We start from the raw sequence: 26,012 nt of genomic DNA on the forward strand, positions 1-26,012 counted from the left end.
CATGCAAGACCAATGCAACCCGTTTCCGCCGTTCCATGGCCGCGATCGATTGATCGCCGCGGTCGACCATGCGGTGCAGCACGAGCACGCGCACCAGATCGCCACCACGCTGCGCTCGGCGTTGCGTGAGGCGATCGCCGACAGCCGCATCCAGCTGCCGGCCTGCGTGCATCGCCCCATCCAGGACCACTACGCGCGCCGCGAGCTGTACCGCAGCCCCGTGCACGGCTACAGCATCGTGGCGATGAGCTGGGGGCCGGGGCAGGGCACGCCGCTGCATGACCACAGCGGGCTGTGGTGCGTGGAGGGCGTGTGGCTGGGCCAGCTGGAAATCACCCAGTACCAGCTGCTGGAGCGTGATGGCGAGCGGTTCCGCTTCCGCCCCGAAGCGGCCGTGGTGGGCGACTGTGGCAGCGCCGGCAGCCTGATCCCGCCGCACGAGTACCACACCATCCGCAATACCAGCGATGCGGAGCTGGCGATCTCGGTGCACGTCTACCAGGGCGAGATGACCCGTAGTGCCATCTTCGAACCCGAGGCCGATGGCTGGTACCAGCGCCGCGTGCAGGTGATGGAAACCGACGCGGCCTAGGGCGCGACGGGCGCACCGCTCGACCCGACGCCGCGGTGGCGCGCATCATGCGCGTTGCACCCGGTTACCGACGTTCCGCCATGCCTACGCTGCCGTTCCAACAGGTCAATGTGTTCAGCCAGGATCCCCTGCGGGGCAATCCGCTTGCCGTGGTTCTGGACGCCCAAGGCATCGACGCGGCGCGCATGGCCGCGTTCGCGCACTGGACCAACCTGAGCGAGACCACCTTCCTGCTGCCGCCTACCGATCCGCAGGCAGACTATCGCGTGCGCATCTTCACCACGCTGGAAGAACTCCCGTTCGCCGGGCATCCCACCCTGGGCAGCTGTCATGCCTGGCTGGCCCATGGCGGCGTGCCCAAGGGCGAAGAGATCGTGCAGGAGTGCGGCATCGGCCTGGTGCGGATCCGCCGCAGCGCGGCGGGCCTGGCGTTCCTGGCGCCGCCGCTGCTGCGGGGCGACGCATTGGCGCCGGACCTGCGCGAACAGGTGCGACGCGGGCTCGGCGTGGCAACGCAGGACGTGGTGGACGCGCGCTGGGCGGACAACGGCACCGGCTGGCTGGCCCTGCGCCTGCGTGACCGCGCCGCGGTGCTGGCGATCCAGCCGGACTACGCGCAGCTGCAGGGGCTGAAGGTCGGCGTGTTCGGGCCGTGGCAGGCCAGCGATGGCGACGAGGCCCAGTACGAAAGCCGCGCCTTCATTGCCGGTGACGGCGCACCGGAGGACCCCGCCACCGGCAGCCTCAATGCCGGCATCGCGCGCTGGCTGCTGAGCACCGGCGAGGCGCCGGAGCGCTATGTGATCAGCCAGGGCACCGCGATGGGCCGTGCTGGACGGCTGCGGGTAGAACGCGTAGGCGAAGCACTATGGATCGGCGGGGACTGCGTGACCTGCATCGAGGGGCAGGTCACGCTGTGATCCGTCGCTGCCATGCATGGCATGGCACTACCGGTCCAGCACCACCAGGTTGTTGCGCTGGGTCACCTCGGCGGCGCCATCGGCCTGCATGACACGCACGCGCAGCCCACGGTGATCCCCGGCCGGCAGCGGCAGGCTGATCGTGGTGGTTTTCGGCACCAGATCGCTCGGCGCGGGCAGGCTGGGAATCTCCACCCGGGCAAGCTCACGGCCCTTGGCATCTTCCAGCACCGCCACGCCCACGCTGGTCGCGACGTGGCCCAGGCTGTGCACGGTCACCTGCACCTGGCCGCCCTCCACGCGGACATCGCTCCGCCCGATCCCGAGGTCGGCACGCTGCTCGACCGGCGTGCCGGACTGCACCAGCTCGAACTCGAACACCTGGCTCTGCCCCGGCGCGAAGCGCAGCGTGGTCGAGGCACTGCGTTCCAGCGCCAGATCGCGCGTGGTCGCCTTGCCGTCGATCCGGTCATCGCCGTCGCGGTCCACGCCGCTGGTCATCCGCCATTGCCCGGCGGTGACGTTCCAGGTGCTCATCTCCGCGTCCACCGCGCGCGTGCCCAGGTTGTAGGCGATCACCTTGAAGCGGTCCGGCGAAGGCGCGTGCACCAGCAGCGCCACCTGTTCGGCCGCGTCCGGCTGGGCGAAGCGCCAGCTCACGGTGTGGCCGGGCCAGCTCTGGTTGCGCTTGAGCGCGATACCGCCCAACCGCGCGCGCTGCAGGAACTCGCTCGGCGCCTCGACACGGTCGGACCACCAGTGGCCTTCGGTGTTCATGTACTCGCGCTGGGCCTTGGCCTGGATGCCATCAGCGTGCAATGCCTCCAGGTACTTCTTGTCGCCGGTGGCCTGCCACGCCATCAGACTGGAGAAGCCGGTGTTGCCACCGTCGGCATCGCTGATGAAGCGCGGGTTCCACTCGGCACCGCGGCCCAGCGCCTCGACGTAGTTCTCGCCCAGGTTGGACAAGGCACCCGGGCCACCGCGCTCCACGCGGTAGTCCAGCGCCTTGAGGTACTTGTCATCGCCGGTCCAGCGCCATGCCGCCCAGAAGGTGTGCATGATGTCGCCGCTGCCCGAGCCGTTGTTGAGCTCGCCGCCGCGGGTCTTGCCGGTCGCCCAGTGGATCTCGTTCGGCAGCGCCCAGCGCCCCTTGTCGTCGGTGTAGGCGTGGGCCAGGTAGCTGTCGGCCAGGCCGGTGACCAGCTTTCGGCCGGTCGGGTCGGCGTTGTACTGCCCGATCAGGAACGCCGGGTGCAGCACCGGGAAGGAGTACGGTTTCTGCCACTGCCAGTTCGGCTCGCGGTAGACCTTGTTGCCGCCGAACCAGTTGCTGGAGAACAGCAGATGCCCCTGCGGATTGGGCAGGATGATGCGTTCATCGAAGGCCTTCACCGTTTCCATCAGGCGCTCGACGGTGAGCGGATCGCCCCAGTTGAGGTAGAGCATCGCGCTGTTGGTGTTGATGCCTTCCTCGTAGGCATGCAGCTCGTCGGTCTCGATGGTGCTCAAGCCGTTGCTGAACATGCCATTGCGGTACACCGCGTCGGACAGTGCGGTCAGCGAGGCGTTGAGCTTGTCCGGCTGCACGCCCATCAGCGCCAGCCCAGGCCACTGCTGGGTCAGGTCGGAGTCGTCGGAGATGCCGCCGCCGAAGTCGCCATAGGCGATCTGGCGGTTGTCGATCCACCAGTCGATGAAGCGGCGTACGTACTTGAGGTCTTCGGTCTGGCGGAAGGCCCACAGCGGTACGCCCTTGGGCGCGTCGGGCTGGGTGAACGGCGGTTTGCCCTGGCTGTTGTAGCTGATGTAGTTCCAGTACAGCCGGCCCAGTTCGTGGTCCGGATCGACGCGCAGCAGATCGCTGAGGTCGGCATAGACGCGCGCATACAGGCGCTGGCGCTTGGAGGTGGTGTGCTCTTCGACCAGGAAGCCCCAGTTGTCGCGTACCTGATTGAAGCGGTCGGCGATGTGTTCCTTCTTCGCCTCCTCGCGGTCCTTGTAGACCATGCGGATTTCCGCCCCATCCAGCGAGGTCGCGTTGAAGCCGGGCGCCGCAGAGGCGATGGAGATCCACAGGCTGTCGGCGGTCAGGATGCGATCGCGCAGGTCCAGCCACAGGGTGCGCTTCTGGCCCGGCTTGACCGAGACCGACACGTCGATCATGTCGCGCGCCGGCCAGATCGGGTCCTTGATGCGGATGTTGAGCGGGATCAGGCCGTCCTGCGTGGCCGGCAGATCCAGCTTGGGCAGATCGATGGCGATGCCATCCAGGCCGTCATGCATGTTCTCCCAGCTGTGTGCCCAGCTGCGGATCAGCGGCTGCGCGGCCGGCGCGTCGCTCACGCCGGAGGGAATCAGCACGTGCACGATCGGCAGCGGCTGCGCGGGCAGCGTGTCGGCCGTGCGCTTGCGCGAGCCGGCGCCCTTGGGCAGCGCCATCACCGTGCTGCGTTCGGCCGCCGGGTAGCGGCCGTCGATGTACTCGCGCAGTGCGGCGATGTTGGTGTAATCCGGCAGCGCCTGGCTGTCGATCAGGTAGCGCTGCTTCACCGTGCCCTCCGGCTCGGCGGCGTCGCTGACCTGGTAGGCCCAGATTTCCTGGATCGGGGTTTCCTGCGCGGTATTGCGGAAGTGCAGCACGCCGCCGTCCTGGGCTGGAATGCTGTTGACGCTGCGGACCACGCCCTGCGGGCGCTGGAACAGGGTCTGTGCCGGCTGGCCGTCCACGCTGTGGCTGAGCCCGCCAAACGCTGCACCGCGCACTTCGATGCGGTTGACGGTTTCACCGGCCGGCAGGGTCAGGTCGAGCTGCTGGCCACCCTCGACATAGGTATTCCAGTCCGGCAGCTGGAAGTAATCATCCCGCCCGGCCAGCCGCGAGCGGTTGTAGACGCCCGGCCAGGTGGTCTCGGCGATGCCGTCGGTCGCCTTCCACATCCACTGCTTGTGGTCCTTGGTATCGGCGAATTCGATTTTGCGGATCGTGGTGGTCGGGGCACTCAGTGCCGGCGGCGGCGTGGCGTCCCACCCATGGCGATGGCGCCAGGCGCGCATCGGGTCAGGCGCGGCCACGGCCGTGGTCGGGGCAGCATTCCGGGCCAGTGCGGCCATGCCGGCCGGATCGAGCAGACGGTCGTAGACGCGGATCTCGTCGAAATCGCTGCCACGCAGGAAGTTGTAGCGGCTCTGCACCTGGTAGGGCGCCATCACGCGTCCGGCCAGGCCGAGCTGATCGAGTGCGGCGTCGTAGTCGGCGGTGGTCTCCTGGCGGGCAACCTCTTTGCCGTCCACGTACAGGCGCACGCCGTGGTTTTCGTCCCAGCCGAAGGCGATGTGCTGCCACTGCTGCGGCGAGGGGTTCTGGTCGAGCTTGAACGACACGCGGGTGCGCGCCAGGTTGGCATCGGTGACGAAGGCATCGAAGCCGTGGCCGTTCCAGTCGATGCGCAGCCAGGCCATGTCCCAGCTGCTGTGGTCGGCATAACCAACCCGGAAGATCACGAACGGTGCTTCACCCACCGCGTAGCGCGAACGCCAGAAGAAGCCCAGCGTACCGCGTTGGGCCTGGATGTTGCCGGGGGCATTCCACGACAGCACGCCGTCATCGGCCCATTCGATCGCACTGCCACGCGCCCCGTCGGGAACCCGCTTCACCTTGTCCACGAAGTTGGGGACCGGGTCGCCCGCGGCGGTATCGGCCTGCAGGCCCTGGTCGGCCGACACGTGGAACAGCAGCTGGGGCGCGGTCTGCGCCCAGGCGGTGCCACTGCCCGCAAGCAGCAGCGCCAGCAGGCTGGCGGACAGGCGGGAGGGGCGGATCGAGGCGGCGACAACGCGATGCATGAGACCTTCCTTTCGACAGCAGAAACAGTACAGCGGAACCAGCAGCGGGGGTCAGCCGCTCAAGGTGGCCTCCCGCCCCGGCACCGCGCCCGCCATCCCGGAGAGAAGGATGCAAGCGGACGCGATACCTGTGGCGGAAGACGCAGCACGGTCAGAACTTGTAACGCAGGCCGAGGTAGTACTGGCGGCCCGTATGGGTGTAGCGATCCGGCAGCGACAGCGCTGAATCGACGTAGCGCTCGTCGGCGGTGTCGAGCAGGTTGATCGCCTCGAAGGTCAGCGAGAGGTTCTTGTTGACCTTGTAGGACATGTTGAAGTCCACGTTCTCCACGCTGTACTTGCCCTGCACGTCGGCGGTGGCGAACTGGTTGCCGTCCAGGTCCCACACGTTCTCCTGCGAGAGGATCGTGCTGATGTACGCGTCGCGGTAGCTGGTGGAGACGCGGGCGCTGAAGCGGCCGTCGTCGTAGTACAGGGTGGCGTTGTAGGAGTTCGGCGAGAGATTCAGCAGGTCGTTCTCGGTGTAGGTGGTGACGATCGTGCTGCCGGTGCCCGAGCTGAACATGTACTTGATCTTCGACTCGACGTGCGTGTAGTTCAGCTGCACGCCGAAGTTCTTCCAGAAGCCGGGCAGGAAGCTGAAAGGCTGCTGGTAGGACACTTCATAGCCCTTGAGCGGGCCGCCCGGGGTGTTGAAGTAGCTTTGTACGTTGAACACGGTGTCCGGGCTGAAGCCGGTCGGCAGCAGGTCCAGCGAGTAGCCCATGTCCGCCCAGGTGGTGAGCAGGCGCGTGCGCTGCACGTAGCTGTCGATGTCCTTGTAGAACAGCGCCGCCGACAGCAGCGCCCCTTCCTCGAAGTACCACTCCGCGCTCAGGTCGTAGTTGGTCGAGCGGAACGGATCGAGCTTGGGGTTGCCCAGGTTGATCGAGTAGCTGCGGTCGTCATCGAAGTACGCGGTGGGTCCCCCGCTGACGCTGGGCGACAGGTTGGACAGGGTCGGGCGGGCCATGGTCTTGGCCGCGCCGAAGCGCAGCACGAAGGTGTCGCTCAGGTCCCAGGCCAGGTTCAGCGAGGGCAGCCAGTCGTCATACTTGTGGCCGACCCGGGTGGCGACCTGCAGGCGCTCGCCGGGATCGGCGGTGGCGCTGGCCACGCCGAAGAACGGCGCGCAGGCCGAAGACAGATCGGTCGCATTGGCCGCGGTGCACGGCGCATAGCCATCGGCGGTGATCCGCGTCTGCACATAGCGCACGCCGAGGTTGCCACGGAACGCACGACCCAGCAGATCGGTGTTGAAGTCGAGCTGCAGGTAGCTGCCGTAGCTCTTCTCGTTGACGTCGAAGTTGTTGTTGGACGCGCCGAAGTGGCCCACGCTGGCCAGGCGGTAGTCGCCGCCCAGGGTACCGGTGTCGCAGTTGCAGTAGATGTCCAGCAGCTTGGCGATCTGGTTGAAGTCCGGCACCAGCCAGCTGTTGGGCAGGTTGCCGTCCATGCCCTTGCCGAAGCCGCTCAGCGTATCGCTCAGGTCACCCACGGTGACGCCGGCCGGCAGTGCCTGCGACAGGCGCCCGTAACTGATGTTGCGGAACTCCTGCGTGCTCATGTCGTAGTCCTTGTAGGCCAGACCGCCGCGCAGGGTGAAGGTGGGGCTGATATCGAAGGTCAGATCGACCTTGGCCGTGTCGAAGGCGTTGTCGACGTACTGCGGATTCAAGCGCACTTCGCTGATGTTGCCGCCACGCGCGGTGCCGTTGGCGTTGACCGGCGTGCTGCCGTAGCCGAGCCACTTCCAGTTGTCCACGGCGTTGAGATCGAACGGGAAGGACATCGCCGGCACCTTGCCGTTGCGCATGTCCAGCACGAAGCCGTCCAGGTTGCTGTTGTCGAAGCTGACCATCGAGAAGACCGGCCGCTCATAGTTCGACTCGGAGTGGCCGACCACGGCATCCAGGCGCACCGCATCGTTGAAGCGATGCTCCAGGTTCAGGCTGAACTGCTTGAACTCGGTGCTTTCTTCGATGGCGGTGGATTCGGTGCGGAAGTCGACGTTGTCGAACACGCCGTAGGTCAGGCGGTTCTGCTCATCGGCCTGCGCTTCGCGGACCACGATCTGGGTCTTGCCGCCGTACTGCGCGGTGCGATGCAGGTTGGCGCCGATGGAGTCTTCGCGCACGTTCTTGTCGAGCTTGGAGTACAGCATGTCCAGGTTCAACTGCGTGTCGTCGCTGACCTTGAACTGCACTGCGCCGGTGACACCCAGGCGCTCGATCTCATGTTCGGTGCGGATATAACGCGGGTAACGCGGGATCCAGGCGTTGGTCGCGGTCTCGTAGGCGGCGATGTTCTCGGCGGTCGCGGCCGGGCGATCCAGGCCGGGGCCGCAGTGGGTCGCATCGATGCCGTAGCTGCCCCAGCCGTTGCTGCGCGCCTGGTTGGCGGCGCTGCCGACACCGGCGGCGGTTTCATTGGCCAGCGGGTTGCGCGGGGTCTGCGGGTCGTAGCCGGCCGGGCTGCAGAAGCCGTAGGTGCCGTTGTTGGCCGCGGTGCTCTGGTTGGAGTTGCGGTAGTTGCCGTGCTCCCAGCGGACCGGGTTGTAGCCTTCTTCGAAGATGGTGCGCTTGCTGTAGGCCACCGACATCAGCGCGCCGACCCGGCCGTCGGCCCAGGTGTTGCTGATCAGCCCGGAGATGCGCGGGTCCTTGTTCCTGGAGAGTTCGTTGAAGCCGTACTGGCCGCCGAGCGAGGCCTGGAAGCCCTCGAAATCGAACGGGCGCGAGCCGCGCAGGTCGACAGTGGCGCCGAGAGAGCCCTCATCGGTCTGCGCCGACTGGGTCTTGTTGATCTTGACCCGGCTGAACAGCTCCGAGGCGAAGGTATTGAAGTCGAAGCCGCGGCTGCGGTTGACGCCGGTGGTGCCGCTGCCTGCGGTGGACAGCGCTTCCAGGCCGTTGATGCGCACGCGGGTGAAGTCCGAGCCCAGGCCGCGCACGGAGATCTGCTGGCCTTCGCCGCCTTCACGGTCGATCGAGACGCCGGCGATGCGCTGCATCGACTCGGCCAGGTTCAGATCCGGGAACTTGCCGATGTCTTCAGCGTAGATCGCATCGACCTGCTCGACGCTGTAGCGCTTTTCATCCAGCGACTGCTGCAGGCTTTCGCGGTAGGTCGCCTTGACCTCCACCTTGTCCAGATCGACCGCGTTGAGTGACGCGGCCTGTTCCGGCGTCTGCTGTGCCGCGGCGATGCCAGCCACGCCCTGCAGCGCCAAGGCGATCGATACCGCGAGCAAGGTAACCGGTGTCTTTTTACGGGTGTCGAGTCGTTCCATCGTGTGTAAGCCCCTCCCAGGGTTCGCCGCCATGCGACCGTGATGTTGATGAGTCATGACGTCCGGCCTCCCCCGGAGCGTCCAGCGCGCATTGCCGCGGTGACACCGCTGGTCATCCGAAACGTAACAAACCCTTCACGCGGCGGCATCTTGCGCCGCAGCAGCGTGCATTCGCTGGAGAGAGTCGTGGGATGGCAACGATGGCGGCGCGCGCGCAGCCGGCGGCGTGATCACTCACGCCGCCGGCGGGTACTGCCGTTGAATCAGAACTTGTAGCGCACGCCGAGCAGGAACTGGCGGCCGGTTTCGGTGTACTGCAGCGGCAGGCGACCGGTGGCCGGCGAGTAGACCCACTCGTCGGAGGCTTCGTTGGTCAGGTTGATGCCTTCCAGGCTCAGTTCGAGCTGGTCGCTGATCGTGTAGCGGATCGAGGCATCGATGACGGTGGTGCCGGTCATGCCGTGGTAACCGTCGAGGTTGAAGCCGGCTTCCGTACCCGGCGCCTGGGTCAGGTAGTCATCGCGGTTGGTCGCCGAGACACGGCCGGAGAAGACCTTGCCTTCGTAGAACAGCGTGGCGTTCCAGGACGACTTGGACAGGCCGGTCAGGTCGGTCTTCATCACCGGCTGGCCGGCCGCGTTGAGGTACTGGATCTGCGATTCCACCCAGGTGTAGTTCAACTGCACGCCCAGGTTGGACCACTTGCCCGGCAGGAAGGTGAACGGCTGGGTGTAGTTGGCTTCCACGCCGTGCAGTTCACCGCCCGGGGTGTTGACCGGGCGGCTGTAGGTGAAGTCATCGGCGGGCGAGGCACCGGTGCCGATCAGCAGCGAGGCGGGCAGGCCGCTGTCGGAGTACGGACGCACTTCGCGGGTGGTCTGCACGAAGCTCTCGATGTCCTTGTAGAACAGCCCGATGCCGGCCATCGCGCCTTCGGCAAAGTACCACTCGAAGCCGAGGTCGACGTTGGTCGCGCGGATCGGCTCCAGGTCCGGGTTGCCGCTGGAGATGGTGCGCGCACCACCGGCCACGGCCACCGTTGCGCCCGGCGTCAGGCTGCCCAGGCCCGGGCGGCTCATCACCTTGGCCGCGCCGAGGCGGATCAGGAAGTCCGGGGTGACTTCAGCCACCAGGTTGAACGAGGGCAGGGTGTCGTTGTAGGTGCGGTTCTCGGTGGTGGAAACCGTACCGGTGGCCAACGTGGACAGGCCGGTGGAGCTCTGCTTGGTGCGCACGTAGCGTACGCCCACGTTGCCCGACAGCGGCAGGCTGCCCAGTTCGGTGGAGAACTCGCCCATCAGGTAGGCACCACGGTCCTTCTCTTCGACGCTGCGCACGTTGTTGGCGCGCGGGGCGACGGCGAAGATGCCGCTGTTGCTGTAGATGTCGAACTGATCGGCAATCGCGTTCAGGTCCGGCACCACCCAGTTGGACGGGCTGCCGTTGATGCCCTTCAGGCCGGCCTGCTCGGTCATGTCCACCGGCACGATCTTGGTGCCATCGGCGAAGTTGGGCACGGCCAGTTCGCTGGCACGGCGCAGCTCGGTGGTCTTGAAGGTGTAGTCCTTGGCCAGCACGCCGCCCTTCAGGCGGAAGCCCGGGCTGATGTTCCAGTTGAAGTCGAGCTGGCCGGTATCGAAGTCATTGTCCACGTACTGCGGGCGCAGGCGGATTTCCGCCAGTTCCCAGCCCGCCGGGTTGGTCGGGTCGATGCCGTAGTTCAGCGTCGGGAACCGGCTGTTGCCCCGGTAGTCGTAGCTGTAATTGTCGACGTCGTACTTGTCCATGATGATCGTGGTCTGCACCGGGTTCTCGTGCTTGGAGCGCGAGATGCCGACCTTGCCGGACAAGGTGAAGTCATCGCCGAAGCGGTGCTGGCCATTGAGGCTGAGCTGCTTGAACTCGGTGCTCCACTCGTCATGGCGGTTTTCGGTGCGGATATCGACGTTGTCGAACTCGCCGTAGACCAGCGCATTGTTCTCGATCACGCCGTTCTTGACGATCATCGCCGGCTTGCCGACCAAGCGCGGCGTGGTGCTGGTGCCACGGCTGAAGGAGATCGCTTCGATGTAGTGCTCGTCGCGGGTCGCATCGATCTTGGAATACAGCGCATCCAGCGAGAATTCGGTGGCATCGCTCGGCTTCCACTGCAGGGTGCCGGTCACGCCCAGGCGCTTCTGCTCATGCTCCATCTGCACGTAGCGCGGGAAGCGCGGGTGGTAGACGTCGGCCGAACGGGCGGCGGCGAACGGCGAGGCCGCGTTGAAGTTGCCGTTGCTCGGGCCGTTGGCCCAGCGGCCGGTGTTGGAGCCCTCTTCCAGCGCCTGGCGCTCGGAGTAGGCCACCGACAGCAACGCACCGAAGGTGCCATCGGCGAAGGTGTTGGAAATCAGTGCGGCCATGCGCGGGTCGGCTTTTTCGGCCATCGCGTTGTAACCGGCCTGGCCGCTGGCGGCAAAGGTGAAGCCGTCATAGTCGAACGGGCGCGCGGTGCGCAGGTCGACCGTGGCCCCCAGCGAGCCTTCCTCGACGTCGGCCGAGGCGGTCTTGCGCACCATCAGCTGCGAGAACAGGTCCGAGGCGAACACGTTGAAGTCGAAGCCGCGGCCGCGGTTGGTGCCGCCGCTCTGGTCACCGGCACCGACCGTGGTCAGCGCTTCCATGCCGTTGATGCGCACGCGGGTGAAATCCGGGCCCAGGCCACGCACGGAGATGTTGCGGCCTTCGCCCGCTTCGCGGGTGATGACCACGCCGGGGATGCGCTGCAGCGACTCGGCCAGGTTCAGATCCGGGAACTTGCCGATATCCTCGGCGACGATGGCGTCGACCACGCCGGCTTCGCCGCGCTTGATGTCCAGCGCCTTCTCGACACTGGCGCGGTAGCCGGTGACGACGACGGTATCCAGATCGGTGGGGTTGGTTCCCGCATCCTGGGCCAGCGCGGTACCACTCAGCGCCAGGCCGATCGACAATGCGAGCAAGGTAACCGGTGTCTTTTTCTGCGTGTTCTGGACTTGCATGTTTTCCCTCTCCCAAGGTGCTACATGAAACAGCTATCCAACGACATGTCAGTGCAATGACACCGCTGGTCAGGGCGGACGTTAACAGCCCGTTACTGATCCGGCATCTTGCACCGCAGCAGACTTTCAATGTCCCGCAGACGCTTGCAGGACAATGGTTCCGACATTCGGGACAGGTGGACGGGGCGGCGTCCATCGCTAGAATGACACCGCTAGCCATTGCTGCTGGACGTCCTCGCGGCGTCCGCGGCCCTCACAAGGATCCAGGACCATGAGTCGTGTTGTCTGTTTCGGAGAGTTGTTGCTGCGCATGAGCGCGCCCGGCCGGGAGCTGTTGCTGCAGAGCCCGCAGCTGGCCGTGCACGCCGGGGGTGCGGAGGCCAATGTGGGTGTCTCCCTGGCCCATCTGGGGCATGCAGTGGCCGCGGTCAGCACGGTGCCGTCCAACCCGCTGGGCGAGTACGCCGTGGGCGAACTGCGCCGGCACGGCGTGGACACCGCGGCGGTGCGCCGCACCGAGGGCCGCATGGGCCTGTACTTCCTGACCACCGGCGCCGTGCAGCGTGCCAGCGAAGTGGTCTACGACCGTGCCGATTCGGCCTTCGCCAACAGCAGCGCCGCCGACTACGACTGGGACACGCTGTTGACCGGTGCCGACTGGCTGCACCTGTCCGGGGTGAGCCCGGCGCTCAACCCGGCCATGGCCCAGGCCACGCTGGCCGCCGCGCGTGCGGCGTGCGCGCGGGGCGTGAAGGTGTCCTTCGATGGCAACTTCCGCCCGTCGCTGTGGGCGCGCTGGCAGGGTGATGCACCCGGCATCCTGCGCGAGCTGTTCGCCTGCGCCGATCTGGTCTTCGCGGACTACCGCGATATCGGGGTGGTGCTCGGGGGTGAATTCGGGCAGGCCGATGTGCACGAGCGGGTCGATGCAGCCGCCGCGCAGGCCTTCGCGGCCTTCCCGCGGCTGCAGTGGATGGCCTGCACCCAGCGCACCCCGCACAGTGTGGACACCCATTCGCTCGGGGCGATGCTGATCGGCCGCGATGGCACCCGCGCCGTGGCACCCACCCGCGAGATGATCGGCATCGTGGACCGCATTGGCGGTGGCGATGCCTTCGCCGCCGGCATCCTGCATGGCATGATGCGCGGCTTCGCGCCGGACATGATCGTGCGCTTCGGCCTGGCCGCAGGCTGCCTGAAGCATTCCATCCCCGGCGATTTCAACCCTGTCAGCGAGGCTGACATCATGGCCCTCACGGGCGAGGAGCGATTCGATGTCCGGCGCTGATCCGCGCGTACGCGCAGTCCTGAAACTGGCCCCGGTGATTCCGGTGTTCACCCCGGAAAATGTCGAGGATGCGGTCGAGGTCGCGCGTGCCCTGTTCAACGGCGGCCTGCCGGTGATCGAAGTGACGCTGCGCACGCCGATGGCGATGGAGGCGATCCAGGCGATGGTCGAGGCCGTGCCCGATGCCGTGGTCGGCGCCGGTACCGTGTTGACGGCCGCGCAGATGGAGAAGGTCAAGCAGGTGGGCGGGCGCTTTGCGGTATCGCCGGGCGCGACCCCGCGCCTGTACGCCGCCGCGCGCGATACCGTTCTGCCGTTCCTGCCGGGCGTGGCGACCTCGTCGGAGCTGATGCTCGGCCTGGAGCAGGGCCTGGATACCTTCAAGTTCTTCCCGGCGGTGCAGGCCGGCGGCGCGGCCATGCTGTCGGCATGGAACGGCCCGTTCGGCGATGTGCGGTTCTGCCCGACCGGCGGCATCAGCGCGCAGACCGCGCGCGATTTCCTGCATCTGCCCAACGTGCTGTGCGTGGGCGGTTCGTGGCTCACGACGCGGGCGCTGCTGCAGGCCAGGGACTGGGCCGGCATCGAGCAGCTCGCGCGCGATTCGGCCGCGCTGGTCGGCTGAGCCCGCACGGCCTGCCGCCTCAGTGGCGGCGGGCCGTCGCCCCGACGCGGCGATACAGGGTGCTGCGACTGATGCCCAGCGCGCGCGCGGCCTGGGCGACATTGCCATGGCTGGCGCGCAGCGCATCGCGCATGGCGGTTTCGGTCATCGCCTCCAGACCCTCGGCCGTGGACGGCATCACCGGCGCAGGCGCCGCCTGCAGATAGGCCGGCAGCATGCCGTGCCGGATCACGTCACCCGGATCGCTCAGCGCCACCAGCGTGCGCAGGCAGGAACACAGCTGCCGCACATTGCCCGGCCAGGTGTATCCAGCCAGCGCCTCCAGCGCCGGGGTCTCCAGTTCGCGGCCCTGGCCCAGCCGCTGCCACAGGCCACGCACCAGCGCTGCACGCTCGGCATGCTCGCGCAGGGCCGGCAGGCGCACGCTGTGATCGGCGATGCGGTAGTAGAGATCGCTGCGGAAGTCACCGGCGGCCATTGCCTGGTCCAGATCGCGGTGGGTGGCGCAGATCAAGGCGAAATCCAGCTGCACCGGCTTGCCGCCGCCCAGCGGTGACAGCGTGCGCTCCTGCAGCACGCGCAGCAGCCGCGGCTGCAGCGCCAGCGGCATGTCGCCGATCTCATCGAGGAACAGCACCCCGCCCTGGGCCTGGCGCAGCAGGCCGGTGTTGCCGCTCTTGCGCGCGCCGGTGAAGGCACCTTCCTCGTAGCCGAACAGCTCGGCTTCGATCAGGCCTTCCGGCAGCGCCGCACAGTTGACCGCCACGAACGGCTTGTCGGCACGCGTACTGCGCCGGTGCAGCTCACGCGCGAAGACTTCCTTGCCGGTACCGGTCTCACCCTGCAGCAGCACCGGCAGCTGCGCATCCAGCACGCGGCAGGCGCGCTCGAGCACCTGCTGCTGGGCCGCATCGAACAGCGGCGTGGCGTCCACCCGCACCGCAGCTGCAGCGGCGCGCGCGGGTGCCGCGGGGGCCGGCCGCGCGGGCAGTGGCGAGCGTACCGTGGCGCCACCGGACGGGCTCACGTGGCCATACAGCGCACGTCCCTGGCGGTCGACCAGCGCGCCATCATCGTGCAGCCGCGCCAGCGGGCCATCGAACAACGCCTCGTAGGGCGCCCTGCCGATGTCGCCGTGGTCCAGGCCGAACAGAGCCAGCCCGGCACGGTTGGCGGCCACCAGGCGGCCATTGCGGAAGCCCAGCACGCCTTCGCGCGCGGTGCCGAGCAGCCCGGCGTCGTGATGCAGGCGGACCACCTCGCAGTCGCCCAGCCCTGCCTCGAAGTAACGGTGTTCGATGTGCGCCACCGCCTGCCGCGCCAGGACGCGGGCATGCAGGTGCTGCTGGCGCGCATCGCCGGAGATATCCAGTACCCCCACGCGCTGCCCGTAGGGATCGAAGATCGGCGTCGCCGAACAGGTCAGGATCGCGTGTGGGGCGAAGTAGTGCTCGCCACCACGCACCTCCACCGAGCGGCCTTCGACGATCGCGGTGCCGATCGCATTGGTGCCCACCGTGGTTTCATCCCAGCGCACGCCGGGCATCAGCGCCACGCGCCCGGCCTTGTCCAGAAACGCCGGGTTGCCCTCGGCATCCAGGATCCAGCCGGCTTCATCGGTCAGCAGTGCGATGCTGCCGGTCGCGGCGATGTCGGCGGCCAGGCCATCCAGCTCCGGGCGCGCCAGCCGCCACAGCGTTTCCTGGCGCTGCCGCAGTTCGCGCAGGCGCGCGTCCGGCAGCGGCTCGACCTCCGGCTGCGCATCCACCGAGAGCCCACCGCGCTGGCAGCGTTGCCAGGACTGCAGGATGGTGTCGGGCACGATACCGACCGGTGCCGCGCCACGTTCGAAGAACGAGCGGCGCGCATTGCCGACACGGTGCTGGAGCGGAAGCTGGGACACCTGGACTCTCCAGTGTCGCAATCTGCGACAGTTGTAGCGGGGCCTGTTCCGATAAACACCACACCCGGGGTTACCGCGCAATGACCGGCCGTGGTGCACTGCATCAGTTTCAGTGGCCCTCTCCAGTCCGTGCGCCGTGTAGCGCCATGCCGCACTGCACCACACCGAACCTGGCATCGTCCTTGCGCCATGGAACAGACCCCTTACCGGGCCTGTCCACTGCCATCCGGAGATGCACCCATGAATGCCGTCACGTCCGCCAAGCCGCACGCCACCGATCCGCAGTCCATCTTCAAGCCGCGCTACGGCAACTACATCGGCGGGGAATGGGTGGCGCCGCGCAGCGGCCAGTACTTTGAAAACACCACGCCGGTGACCGGCAAGGTGTTCACCGAGGTCGCCCGTTCCAACGCCGAGGACATCGAAGCGGCGCTCGACGCTGCCCACGCGGCCAAGACCGCCTGGGCCGAGACCTCGACCACCGAACGCGCCAATATCCTCAACAGGATCGCCGACCGCATCGAGGAAAACCTCGAGCTGCTCGCGCATGCCGAGACCTGGGACAACGGCAAGCCGATCCGCGAAACGCTCAACGCCGACGTGCCGCTGATGGCCGACCACTTCCGCTATTTCGCCGGGGCGGTGCGCGCGCAGGAAGGCAGCCTGTCGGAGATCGACAAGGACACCATCGCCTACCACTTCCACGAGCCGCTCGGCGTGGTCGGGCAGATCATCCCGTGGAACTTCCCGATGCTGATGGCCGCCTGGAAGCTGGCCCCGGCCCTGGCCGCCGGCAACTGCGTGGTGCTCAAGCCGGCCGAGCAGACCCCGGCTTCGATCCTGGTGCTGATGGAGGTGATCGGCGATCTGCTGCCCAAGGGCGTGCTCAACGTGGTCAATGGCTTCGGTTTGGAGGCGGGCAAGCCGCTGGCGTCCAACCCGCGCATCGCCAAGATCGCCTTCACCGGCGAGACCACCACCGGCCGGCTGATCATGCAGTACGCCAGCCAGAACCTGATCCCGGTGACGCTGGAGCTGGGCGGCAAATCCCCGAACATCTTCTTCGCCGATGTCATGGCCGAGGACGACGACTTCCTCGACAAGGCCATCGAAGGCTTCGTGCTGTTCGCCTTCAACCAGGGCGAGGTGTGTACCTGCCCGTCGCGCGCGCTGATCCAGGAATCGATCTACGAGAAATTCATGGAACGCGCGCTCAAGCGCGTGGCCGCGATCAAGCAGGGCAATCCGCTCGATCCCAACACCATGGTCGGTGCGCAGGCCTCCTCCGAGCAGTTGGAGAAAATCCTCTCCTACTTCGACATCGGCAAGCAGGAGGGTGCGCAGGTGCTGATCGGCGGTGAGCAGGCCAAGTTGGACGGCGACCTGGCCGGCGGCTTCTACGTGAAGCCCACCGTGTTCAAGGGCCACAACAAGATGCGCGTGTTCCAGGAAGAAATCTTCGGACCGGTGGTCTCGGTGACCACGTTCAAGACCGAGGAGGACGCGCTGGAGCTCGCCAACGACACCCTGTACGGCCTCGGCGCCGGCGTGTGGAGCCGCGATGCGTCGCGCCTGTACCGCATGGGCCGTGGCATCCAGGCCGGGCGCGTGTGGACCAACTGCTACCACGCCTATCCGGCACATGCCGCGTTCGGTGGCTACAAGCAGTCGGGCATCGGCCGCGAGAACCACAAGATGATGCTCGACCACTACCAGCAGACCAAGAACCTGCTGGTCAGCTATTCGCCCAAGAAGCTGGGCTTCTTCTGAGCCCGCGCCGGGCTTGATCCCGATCAAGGCGCCGGCATGCGGCCGGCGCCACAGTGCTGTCATTGGCAATCCACGGAGATCCACGCATGAACAAGACCATGAAGGCCGCTGTCGTCCGCGAATTCGGAAAGCCGTTGCGCATCGAGGAGGTCGAGGTGCCGCGTCCGGGGCCCGGCGACATCCTGGTGAAGATCGAAGCCTGTGGCGTGTGCCACACCGACCTGCATGCGGTGGACGGTGACTGGCCGGTCAAGCCCAACCCGCCCTTCATTCCCGGCCATGAAGGGGTCGGCCACGTGGTTGCGGTGGGTGCGGGTGTCAGCCACATCCGCGAGGGCGACCGCGTCGGCATCCCGTGGCTGTATTCGGCGTGCGGCTACTGCGAGCACTGCCTGGGCGGCTGGGAAACCCTGTGCGAAGCGCAGCAGAACACCGGCTACTCGGTGAACGGTGGCTTCGCCGAATATGCGCTGGCCAATGCGGCCTATGTCGGCCTGCTGCCGAAGGGCGTCGGCTTCATCGAGGTCGCGCCGATCCTGTGTGCCGGCGTCACCGTCTACAAAGGCCTGAAGGTCACCGATACCAAGCCCGGCCAGTGGGTGGTGATCTCCGGCATCGGCGGGCTCGGCCACATGGCCGTGCAGTACGCCAAGGCGATGGGCCTGAACGTGGCCGCGGTGGATATCGATGACGGCAAGCTGGCGCTGGCCGAGCGGTTGGGCGCGACGATCACCGTCAACGCGCGCAATACCGATCCGGCCGCGTTCCTGAAGAAGGAGATCGGCGGCGCGCACGGCGCACTGGTCACCGCGGTCTCGCCGAAGGCCTTCGAGCAGGCACTGGGCATGGTCCGCCGGGGCGGTACGGTCTCGTTGAACGGCCTGCCGCCGGGCAACTTCCCACTGGACATCTTCGGCATGGTGCTCAACGGCATCACCGTGCGTGGGTCGATCGTCGGCACCCGCCTGGACCTGCAGGAATCGCTGGAATTCGCCGAGCAGGGCAAGGTCGCCGCGACGGTCACCAGCGATTCGCTGGAGAACATCAACGACATCTTCGCGCGCATGCACGCAGGCAAGATCGAAGGCCGCGTGGTGCTCGACATGAACGCGTAGAACACACGGCGCGCTGCCGATGTACCTCGGCAGCGCCTGTTCCACGGTAGTGCCGGCCTCGCTGGCCGGCTCCCGGAGAATCCCGACCATGCCCGACCTCCCGCTCCAGGTAATGGCCACGCTCCCGGCCCTGCAGCTGATCGAGACATTGCAGGCCCGCCATGGCGACCTGCTGTTCCATCAGTCCGGTGGCTGCTGCGACGGCTCCTCGCCGATGTGTTTTGCCCAGGACGATTTCATCGTGGGCGACCGCGACGTGCGCATGGGCGAGATCGGCGGAGCGCCGTTCTACATCAGCCCCGCGCAGTTCGAATACTGGAAGCACACCCAGCTGATCATCGACGTGGTGCCCGGCCGGGGCGGCATGTTTTCGCTGGAGAACGGCGAGGGCGTGCGCTTCCTGGTCCGCTCGCGCTTGTTCAGCGATGAGGAGTTCGCGCAGCTCAAGGCCGCCGGCCGGGTCTGAACCACGCCGCGGCAACCCGTCCATAATGGCGGCTCTCCCGCCGTGACGCCCCTGCCATGCCTGTGTGGTCCGCCCTGAAGAATCCACTGCTGTCCGTGCTGGCCGTCGTGTTCGCGTTCGCGGTGATGGTGCTGGTCAACAGCCTCGGTTCCTGGCTGGTGCCGTTGCTGCGCATTCCGCCGGGCGGCGAGCCGCAGCTGGCCTGGGACCTGGCCTGGACGATCCTCAGCGGCATCGCTGCGATCGCCTTCGCCAGCCGTTATGCGCCCACCTGGCCACGTGTGCACGGCGGCGTGGTGTGGGCGGTGATCGCGGCCGCCTCGATCTACACCGCCTGGGATTTCGGCAGCGATTTCCCGTTCTGGTTCGTGGTGATCCTGCTGGTGTCGCTGCCGGTGCAGGCATTGGTGGGCCTGTGGGTGGGCACGCGGTTCCGGCCAGCGCACGCCTGATCAGCTGCCGGGCAGCACCTGCTTCACCTGCTCGATGCCTTCCCACGGGTCCTGCTTCAGCCGCTCCGCGCGCTGCAGCGCCTTCGCCATCGGGAAGGCGTCCGGCGCCGCGATGCGGCCCAGCTCTTCCCAGCGCAGTGGCACCGCCACGCCGGCTCCGGGCCGCGCCCGCAGCGACCACGAGCTCACACTGGTGGCGCCGCGCGCATTGCGCAGCCAATCGATGAAGATCACCCCGTCGCGCTTGGCCTTGCTCATCGTCGCCACATAGCGCTCCGGTGCCTGGGTGGCCATGGCCTGCGCAAACGCCTCGCAGAAGTCCTTGGCCTGCGCCCAGTCGGCCTTGGGCTGCAGCGGCACCACCACGTGCACGCCCTTGCCGCCGGAGAGCCGGACGAAGCTCTCCAGCCCGGCTTCCTGCAGACGCGCGCGCACATCGCGTGCGGCGGCCTTGATCTGCGTCCAGTTCACGCCTTCGCCGGGATCCAGATCGAACACCAACCGGTCCGGATGCTCTGGGTCATCGACCGTGGCGCCCCAGGGATGCAGCTCCAGGGTGTTCATCTGCACCAGCTGCAGCAGGCCCTCCACGTCCTCGATGTAGAGGTAGTCTTCGCGCCCGCTCTTCTGCTCCAGCGGAATCGCCTTGACCGCACCGCCCAGGCCGGTGCCGTGGTGTTTCTGGAAGAAGCAGGGCTTGTCCACCCCGTCCGGGCAGCGCAGCACCGACAGCGGGCGGTGCGCCACCTCGGGCAGGATCCAGCGCGCCATGCGGCGGTAGTAGTCGGCCACCTCGCCCTTGGTGATCTTCGCCTTGGCGAACACCACGCGCTCGGGGTGGCTGATCGTCACCGTGCTCTCGTCCTGCGCGGCCGCAGCTGCCTTCTTTCGCCCGCGCGTGCCGGCCGGGGTGGCGGAGGCCGCGGTAGTGGAGGCGGTAGGGGAGACGGCCGTAGCTGTGGCGCCCAGATCCTCGGCGTGTTTGTCCTCGCGCAGCCGCTTGAAGCTGGCCTGGCGCAGCAACCCTTCCTTGGCCCATCCACGGAACGCGACCTCCGCCACCAGCACCGGCTTCACCCAGTGCACGCTGCGTGCGGTGAACGGCACATGCGAAGGCAGCTCGACCACCGCGTCCTTCACCGTCAGCGGGGTCAGCTGCCTGGTCAACGCGCGCAGCGCGGCATCGTCGAAGCCCGTGCCGACGCGGCCGACATAGCGCAGCCCGCGCTTGTCCGGGGTCGCCATCAGCAGCGAGCCGAAGCCACTGCGCGATCCCTTCGGTTCGGTATAGCCGACGATGAGGAACTCATCGGTGTTCTCGTGCTTGATCTTGATCCAGTCGCGCGAACGCGCGTTGACGTAGGGCGCGTCGATCCGCTTGCTGATGATGCCTTCGAAGCCGGCCTCGCCACTGGCGGCAAACACCGCCGGGCCGTGGTCGCGCACGTGGTCGCTGTAGGCCAGGGTGCCCGGCGTGGCGCCCAGCAGGTCCTTGAGCAGGGTCTTGCGCTCCAGCAGTGGCACCCGGCTGAGGTCCACCCCGGCGATGCCGGGCATGTCGAACACCACATAGCGCAGCGGCTGTTTGGCGGTGCCATCGATGACCTTCTGCAATGCAGTGAAGTCACTGCGGCCCTGCGCATCCAGTACCACCAGCTCACCGTCCAGGCGCAGATCGCGCACCGGCAGCCGCTCGATCGCCTGCACCACCTCGGGAAAATCGTCGGTCCAGTTCAGCCCGCCGCGCGAGCGCAGCGACACCACGCCATCGCGCACATCGGCCAGCAGGCGATAGCCGTCCCATTTGATCTCGTGCAGCCACTGCTCGCCGTCCGGTGCGGTGGCACGGTGATCGGTCAGCTGGGGCTTGAAGTCGTGCGGGTAGGGCGTTGTGCGAGCGCCCTGCAGGGCCAGCGCGCGCTTGGACCAGCGCGCGTCGGCCTTGCGTTCGGCCTTGCGTGCGGGGCCCCCTGTCGCGGCCTTGGCCGGCGCGGTCTTCCTTGCCGGGGCAGCTTTGCTGGCGTTGGCAGCGGCAACCTTCTTCGCGCTCGTGCGCTTGGCTGCCTTCGGCGCCCCCTCCAACAGATCATCAGCCTCCATATCCCTGGCCTCCTCGTCATCGCGTTTGATCAGCAACCACTGGTGCTGCTTGCCCTTCATCGCGGTGCGCACCAGTTTCCACCCGCCCTTGAGCCGTTCACCGTGCAGGACGAAGTCCACCTTGCCGGCCGCGATCGCCTCCAGCGGGTCGCCATCGCAGGCCCAGGTGCCGTGGTCGTAGACGTCCACATGCCCGGCGCCGTAATGGCCGCTGGGGATATCGCCGGCAAACGTCGCGTAGGACAGCGGGTGATCTTCAACCTCCACCGCGAGCCGTTTTTCACCGACGCGCAGCGAGGGGCCTTTCGGCACCGCCCAGCTCTTGAGCACGCCATCGGCTTCCAGCCGGAAGTCGTAATGGCGCGAGCTGGCGTGGTGCAGCTGCACGACGAAGATCGGCCGCCGCGCCGGCGCGCCGCGACGCTCGGCATCCGGCTCGGGGGTGCCGTCGAAACGGCGTTTGCGGCGGTATTCCTGCAGGGACACGTCGGCTTACCCGGCTTTGCGCGCGGGCGCGCGCTTGGTGGTCTTCTTGGCCGCTTTGCCCGCAGTCTTGGTCGCCTTTTTGGCCGCAGTGGGTTTGGCGACCTTCGCCGTGGCCTTCTTCGCCGCTGACTTTTTGGCGGCCGGCGTGCGCTTCTTGGCATCCAGGCTCTTCTGCAGCAACGACATGAAGTCGACCACGTTGGTCGCATCGTCCTCGCGCGGGGCCGGCTCTTCCTCCACCTTGGTGGTGCCACCCTTGGCCTTGATCCGCTTTTTCAGCAGCGTGTGCAGGCGCTCGCGGAATTCATCGTGGTACTCATCCGGCTTCCATTCGCCGGACATGGAGGCGATCAACTGCTCGGCCATCGCCGTTTCCTTGCTGTTGATGCGGTACTCGGCGAGGCTGCCGCTGGGCAGCTTGTACTCGTCCGGGTCGACCAGTTCCTGTGGATAACGCAGGATCATCAGCACCAGTGCATCGCCGTGCGGCATCACCGCGCACAGGTATTCGCGCGTACGCACCACCACCCGTGCGATGCCGACCTTGCCGGTGCTGCGCAACGTTTCGCGCAGCAGCACGTAGCCTTTCTCGGCTTTCTTGGCGGGCACCAGCAGGTAGGGCTTCTCGTAGTACCGCGGATCGATGGTGGCGGCGTCGACGAAGGTCTCCACCTCGACCGCCTCATGGCTTTGCGGCGCGGCCGAGCGGATGTCGTCTTCCTCCAGCACGACATAGCTGCCCTTGTCGTACTCGTAGGCTTTGACGATCTCTTTCCACGGCACTTCCTCACCGGTATCGGCGTTGACCCGTTCGAAGCGGATCGGCTTGCGGTCGCGCGAATCCAGCATGCGGAAGTGCAGGTCGACATTGCGTTCGCCGGACATCAGCGACACCGGGACATTGAGCAGCCCGAATGACAGCGTGCCGGTCCAGATCGGTCGGGCCATGGTGGCGCCACTCCAACACTACAGGGAGGGCAGCTGTACCGCGGCGCACGTGAAACGCCTGTGTCCGGCCTGTGCAGGCCGTGGCTGCACGCCCGCGGTTACTGCAGCAGGCCGTGCACCGCCGCCGCCGGCATGTGGTCCAGCGCCAGCCAGGCATCCTCGACCACCGCCCGTGCCTGGTGCCAGCCCAGCCGCGATTGGCCGCGCATCTGTTCCCAGTGCTCGGCCAGCTCGCCGTCGGTGTCATCGGCGCCGCGCGGCCAGTCGGCGTAATGCGTGGTCAGGGCGAAGGCATAGGCCGGGTACAGGTCGCGCCAGCTGCGGCGCCCCTGGCTGCGGCGCTGCTCGTAGTCACTGCGCATGTACTGCAGGTAGTCCTGGGCGACCGCCTGCGCGTCTTCGGCGCGGTCGCGGCGCGCGCGGCGCCCGCTCCGTTCCGGCTGCAGGTAGGCGTTGAACAACGCAGGTGCGGCACGGCGGTCCAGGCGGGGCATGACACGACTCCGACAGCGGTGGGGGAGGCAGGAATAGACCCGCCGCCGTTATCCAGCCGTGACAGATTCGTTGACGCACCGGGATTCGCAGCGACTTCACCCGCCGCGCGCTGTAGTGGGCTGCACAGCAACTGGAGAACTCCCATGCCCCGCGATCCCCTGCGCGATGCCACCGCCCCGGTCCCCGGCGAGCAGCGCGCCAAACATGACAACCAGGACGCCGAAGACCGCGGCGCCGGCATGTCCGTGCCCGACGAGGAACCCGATCACCTGCCGGTGGCCGTCACGTCCGATCCCGTCCCGCGCGACCGCAAGGATTCGGCGGCCGGCGAGAAAGGCCCCGCCGGCCATCATCGCCGCGAAGATGAATACCAGCGCCGCCAGCGCAAGGAACACGCCAGCGACAACCAGGACGAGGCGCTGGAAGAGACCTTCCCGGCCAGCGACCCGACCTCACCGTTCGTGCCGGCCAAGCCGCCCAGGTAAGCCGCTCCGATCAGGGCGCCCACTGCCACTGCAGGCCCACGTTGTAGCGACGATCCGGGCCGGGCTCGAAGAAGCGCTGGTTGCCATCGTTGACGATCACCGAGCCGATGTAGCGCTGGTCCAGCGCGTTGTCGATCCGCGCGAAGGCACGCAGCGTGCCCTGCGTGGTGGTCCAGCGCCGTGACATTTCCAGGTTGAGCAGCGCGTAGCCCGGCGCGCGTTCCGTCGCCAGGTCGTTCACCACGGTATCGCTGGAGGCCACCACCTCGCCCGCCCACTGCCACGGGCCCGGTCGGTACTGCACCCGCGCGTTCCACTGCTGACTGGGCACGCCGGGCAGGCGTGACCCGGCCGCAACCGTGTTGCAGCCGCTGGCCGCGCACAGCGCATACGGGTCGCGCACGGTGGCCTCGATCCAGGTGTAGGCCAGCGATAGATCCGCCTGCGTACCCAGCGGCTGTACATAGCTGGCTTCCGCCCCCTGGCGGCGGGTCCGGCCGATGTTGCGGTAGGTGCTGCGGCCGCCGCTGTTGCTCGCCACCGCCAGCTCGTCATCGGTATCGGCGCGGAACAGCGCAGCCTCGACCTGTGCGCCACTCTGGCCGTGCCACTTGCTGCCCACTTCCAGGTTGCGGCTGCGGGCCGCCGAGAGATCCAGCGCCAGCCCGGCCTGGCCATCGGCGCGGTAGCCCAGCTCGTTGAAGGTCGGGGTCTCGAAGCCACGCCCGGCCGAGGCATACAGCCGCCACGCATCGCTGGCGCGGAACACCACGCCGGCCACCGGGGTGGTCGCTTCGTAGCGACGCGACCCGCTGTCGTCGGGATTGCCGGCGGTGATGTAGTGGTCGTTGGAGCGGAAGCGGACGGTGCTGTGGCGCATACCAAGCAACAGCGACCAGCGCGGCGCCCACTGCCACCACGCCTGCGCGAACTGGTCCAGGTTCTCGACCCGGTCGCTCTGGTCACGGCGCAGGCGGCCCTTGATGCCCACCTGATCACCCACGAAATTCTCGTAACCGCGGCGATCCTGCTGCTGACGGTCGGCATTGGCGCCGATCACCACGTCCAGCGGGCGTCCGGCCCAGTCGCCGTGCCAGGCCCAGCGCGCGTCGAGTCCACCGTAATCGCCGTCCAGATCGATCACCCCGCCGGCATGCAGCGGGTTGGCCTGCGGCCCCGGCGGGATCGCCAGGTACTGCTCCACGCTGCGCTGGCCGGCGTAGCCCATCGCACGCCAGGTCTGCGCCCCTTCGGTGCGGGTGAAGACCAGCCCGGCCTGGGCCTGGCGCACGGATTTGCGGGTGTTGTACTGGGTGGCCACCGCGGTGGCCTGGCGCGGGTTCTCGCGCACCTGGGCGCGGGTCAGGCCGAGTGGATCCTGCGCGTCGGGCGCATCGAAGTAGTTCAGCACCAGATCCAGCTGGCCGCCGCCGACATCCGTACCCAAGCGGGCGTTGACCGATTCGCGCCGGGCCTGGCTGTGGTCGCGCCAGCCATCGGTGCGGAAGTGGTTGGCGGCCACGTTGTAGCGGATCGGGCCCTGCACGCCACGCAGCTGGGCGCCGGCGCTGACAGTGTTGTCGCTGCCGGTATCCAGCCGCAGGCGCCACGGGTCGCCTTCGGCACCGTCCGCGCTCCACACCTGGACCACGCCACCGGAGGAGTTGCCGTACAGCGCCGAGAACGGCCCGCGCAGCACCTCCACGCGCTGCGCCGAGAGCAGGCTGGCGTGGGAGAGCTGGCCCTGGCCGTCGGGCATGGTGGCCGGCACACCGTCCACCAGCACGCGCACGCCGCGCACGCCGAAGGTCGAACGCGCGCCGAAGCCGCGGATCGAGAGCTGGGTGTCCTGCGCGTAGTTCTGACGATCGCGTGCGACCACCTCGGGGATGCCGTTGAGCGCCTCGGAGAGCTGGGCCAGCGGGCCGGTACGGTCTTCATCCACCCAGACCGTGGTCAGCGAGGCGGGCAGGTCGATATCGGCCACCTGCGCCACGCGCGCAGCCTGGACCTGGACCGTGGGCAGCCGCTCGATCGGGGCGGTGGGAGCGGGGGTGTTCTGGGCCTGCGCCAGCGACGGCAGCAACACGGCCGAGGCCAGCGCACAATGGCGGGCCAGCGGGGTAAGACGGAGCATGCGGGGCGGGATCCTCGGTAAATGGGCGTGCCG

At 67.5% G+C, this 26,012-nt stretch carries 17 protein-coding genes; 9 read left to right on the forward strand and 8 right to left on the reverse strand.

Features of this window, described 5'->3' with window-relative positions; translation table 11 throughout:
- Window position 1 precedes the first annotated feature (1 nt).
- Entirely contained in the window at window positions 2-592 is a 591-nt protein-coding gene (locus tag PV764_RS18420; protein ID WP_019184082.1) for a cysteine dioxygenase family protein, read from the forward strand.
- 80 nt (window positions 593-672) lie between these two features.
- Window positions 673-1,512: a PhzF family phenazine biosynthesis protein gene (locus tag PV764_RS18425; protein ID WP_341987031.1), complete on the forward strand. Its 840-nt coding sequence runs from the start codon at window positions 673-675 to the stop codon at window positions 1,510-1,512.
- A 27-nt stretch (window positions 1,513-1,539) separates the two neighbouring features.
- Here the strand turns inward: PV764_RS18425 and PV764_RS18430 are convergent, their stop codons facing one another.
- From PV764_RS18430 to PV764_RS18440, 3 genes are all read right to left on the reverse strand, one after another.
- Window positions 1,540-5,358, reverse strand: coding sequence for a LamG-like jellyroll fold domain-containing protein (locus PV764_RS18430; protein WP_421117245.1), 3,819 nt, complete (start codon window positions 5,356-5,358; stop codon window positions 1,540-1,542).
- Window positions 5,359-5,509: 151 nt separating this feature from the next.
- The gene (locus PV764_RS18435) at window positions 5,510-8,689 is read right to left on the reverse strand and encodes a TonB-dependent receptor (protein WP_341987033.1); all 3,180 of its coding nucleotides are present in this window, start codon (window positions 8,687-8,689) and stop codon (window positions 5,510-5,512) included.
- 263 nt (window positions 8,690-8,952) lie between these two features.
- Window positions 8,953-11,709: a TonB-dependent receptor gene (locus tag PV764_RS18440; RefSeq protein WP_026069920.1), complete on the reverse strand. Its 2,757-nt coding sequence runs from the start codon at window positions 11,707-11,709 to the stop codon at window positions 8,953-8,955.
- A 271-nt stretch (window positions 11,710-11,980) separates the two neighbouring features.
- On the opposite strand from PV764_RS18440, the gene PV764_RS18445 reads away from it, so the two are divergent.
- Together PV764_RS18445 and eda are read left to right on the forward strand one after the other, a co-directional pair.
- Entirely contained in the window at window positions 11,981-12,997 is a 1,017-nt protein-coding gene (locus tag PV764_RS18445; RefSeq protein WP_421117247.1) for a sugar kinase, read from the forward strand.
- Window positions 12,984-13,622 (forward strand): bifunctional 4-hydroxy-2-oxoglutarate aldolase/2-dehydro-3-deoxy-phosphogluconate aldolase, encoded by a 639-nt coding sequence (eda, locus tag PV764_RS18450; RefSeq protein WP_421117248.1) that lies wholly within the window; start codon window positions 12,984-12,986, stop codon window positions 13,620-13,622. Before PV764_RS18445 ends, eda begins: the two co-directional genes overlap by 14 nt.
- A 19-nt stretch (window positions 13,623-13,641) precedes the next feature.
- Here eda and PV764_RS18455 read toward each other — a convergent pair whose 3' ends face one another.
- The gene (locus tag PV764_RS18455) at window positions 13,642-15,525 is read right to left on the reverse strand and encodes a sigma-54-dependent Fis family transcriptional regulator (RefSeq protein ID WP_421117249.1); all 1,884 of its coding nucleotides are present in this window, start codon (window positions 15,523-15,525) and stop codon (window positions 13,642-13,644) included.
- 240 nt (window positions 15,526-15,765) lie between these two features.
- On the opposite strand from PV764_RS18455, the gene adh reads away from it, so the two are divergent.
- The 4 genes from adh to PV764_RS18475 all read left to right on the forward strand — a co-directional run bounded on the left by adh (window position 15,766) and on the right by PV764_RS18475 (window position 19,328).
- Window positions 15,766-17,295, forward strand: a complete 1,530-nt coding sequence (gene adh, locus PV764_RS18460; RefSeq protein ID WP_421117250.1) for an aldehyde dehydrogenase — start codon at window positions 15,766-15,768, stop codon at window positions 17,293-17,295.
- A gap of 86 nt (window positions 17,296-17,381) precedes the next feature.
- The gene (gene adhP, locus PV764_RS18465; protein WP_019184073.1) at window positions 17,382-18,410 is read left to right on the forward strand and encodes an alcohol dehydrogenase AdhP; all 1,029 of its coding nucleotides are present in this window, start codon (window positions 17,382-17,384) and stop codon (window positions 18,408-18,410) included.
- Window positions 18,411-18,498: 88 nt separating this feature from the next.
- On the forward strand, window positions 18,499-18,876 hold the full coding sequence (locus tag PV764_RS18470) for a DUF779 domain-containing protein (RefSeq protein WP_421117251.1): 378 nt from the start codon (window positions 18,499-18,501) through the stop codon (window positions 18,874-18,876).
- Window positions 18,877-18,932: 56 nt separating this feature from the next.
- On the forward strand, window positions 18,933-19,328 hold the full coding sequence (locus PV764_RS18475) for a hypothetical protein (protein ID WP_284128589.1): 396 nt from the start codon (window positions 18,933-18,935) through the stop codon (window positions 19,326-19,328).
- Here PV764_RS18475 and ligD read toward each other — a convergent pair whose 3' ends face one another.
- The 3 genes from ligD to PV764_RS18490 form a co-directional block, all read right to left on the reverse strand.
- Entirely contained in the window at window positions 19,329-21,914 is a 2,586-nt protein-coding gene (ligD, locus tag PV764_RS18480; RefSeq protein WP_421117252.1) for a DNA ligase D, read from the reverse strand. It abuts the gene before it with no gap.
- Window positions 21,915-21,920: 6 nt separating this feature from the next.
- Window positions 21,921-22,862 (reverse strand): Ku protein, encoded by a 942-nt coding sequence (locus PV764_RS18485; RefSeq protein ID WP_019184069.1) that lies wholly within the window; start codon window positions 22,860-22,862, stop codon window positions 21,921-21,923.
- Between the two features lie 98 nt (window positions 22,863-22,960).
- Window positions 22,961-23,356, reverse strand: coding sequence for a hypothetical protein (locus PV764_RS18490; protein ID WP_019184068.1), 396 nt, complete (start codon window positions 23,354-23,356; stop codon window positions 22,961-22,963).
- A gap of 144 nt (window positions 23,357-23,500) precedes the next feature.
- Here PV764_RS18490 and PV764_RS18495 point away from each other — a divergent pair, with 144 nt between their 5' ends.
- On the forward strand, window positions 23,501-23,842 hold the full coding sequence (locus PV764_RS18495; RefSeq protein ID WP_284128591.1) for a hypothetical protein: 342 nt from the start codon (window positions 23,501-23,503) through the stop codon (window positions 23,840-23,842).
- 10 nt (window positions 23,843-23,852) lie between these two features.
- Here the strand turns inward: PV764_RS18495 and PV764_RS18500 are convergent, their stop codons facing one another.
- A complete protein-coding gene (locus PV764_RS18500) occupies window positions 23,853-25,979 on the reverse strand; it encodes a TonB-dependent receptor family protein (RefSeq protein ID WP_421117253.1) in 2,127 nt (708 codons plus the stop codon).
- Window positions 25,980-26,012 lie beyond the last annotated feature (33 nt).

It is taken from the genome of Stenotrophomonas sp. AS1 (genome assembly GCF_048957655.1).
In the GTDB taxonomy this organism is placed as follows: Bacteria; Pseudomonadota; Gammaproteobacteria; order Xanthomonadales; family Xanthomonadaceae; genus Stenotrophomonas; species Stenotrophomonas bentonitica_A.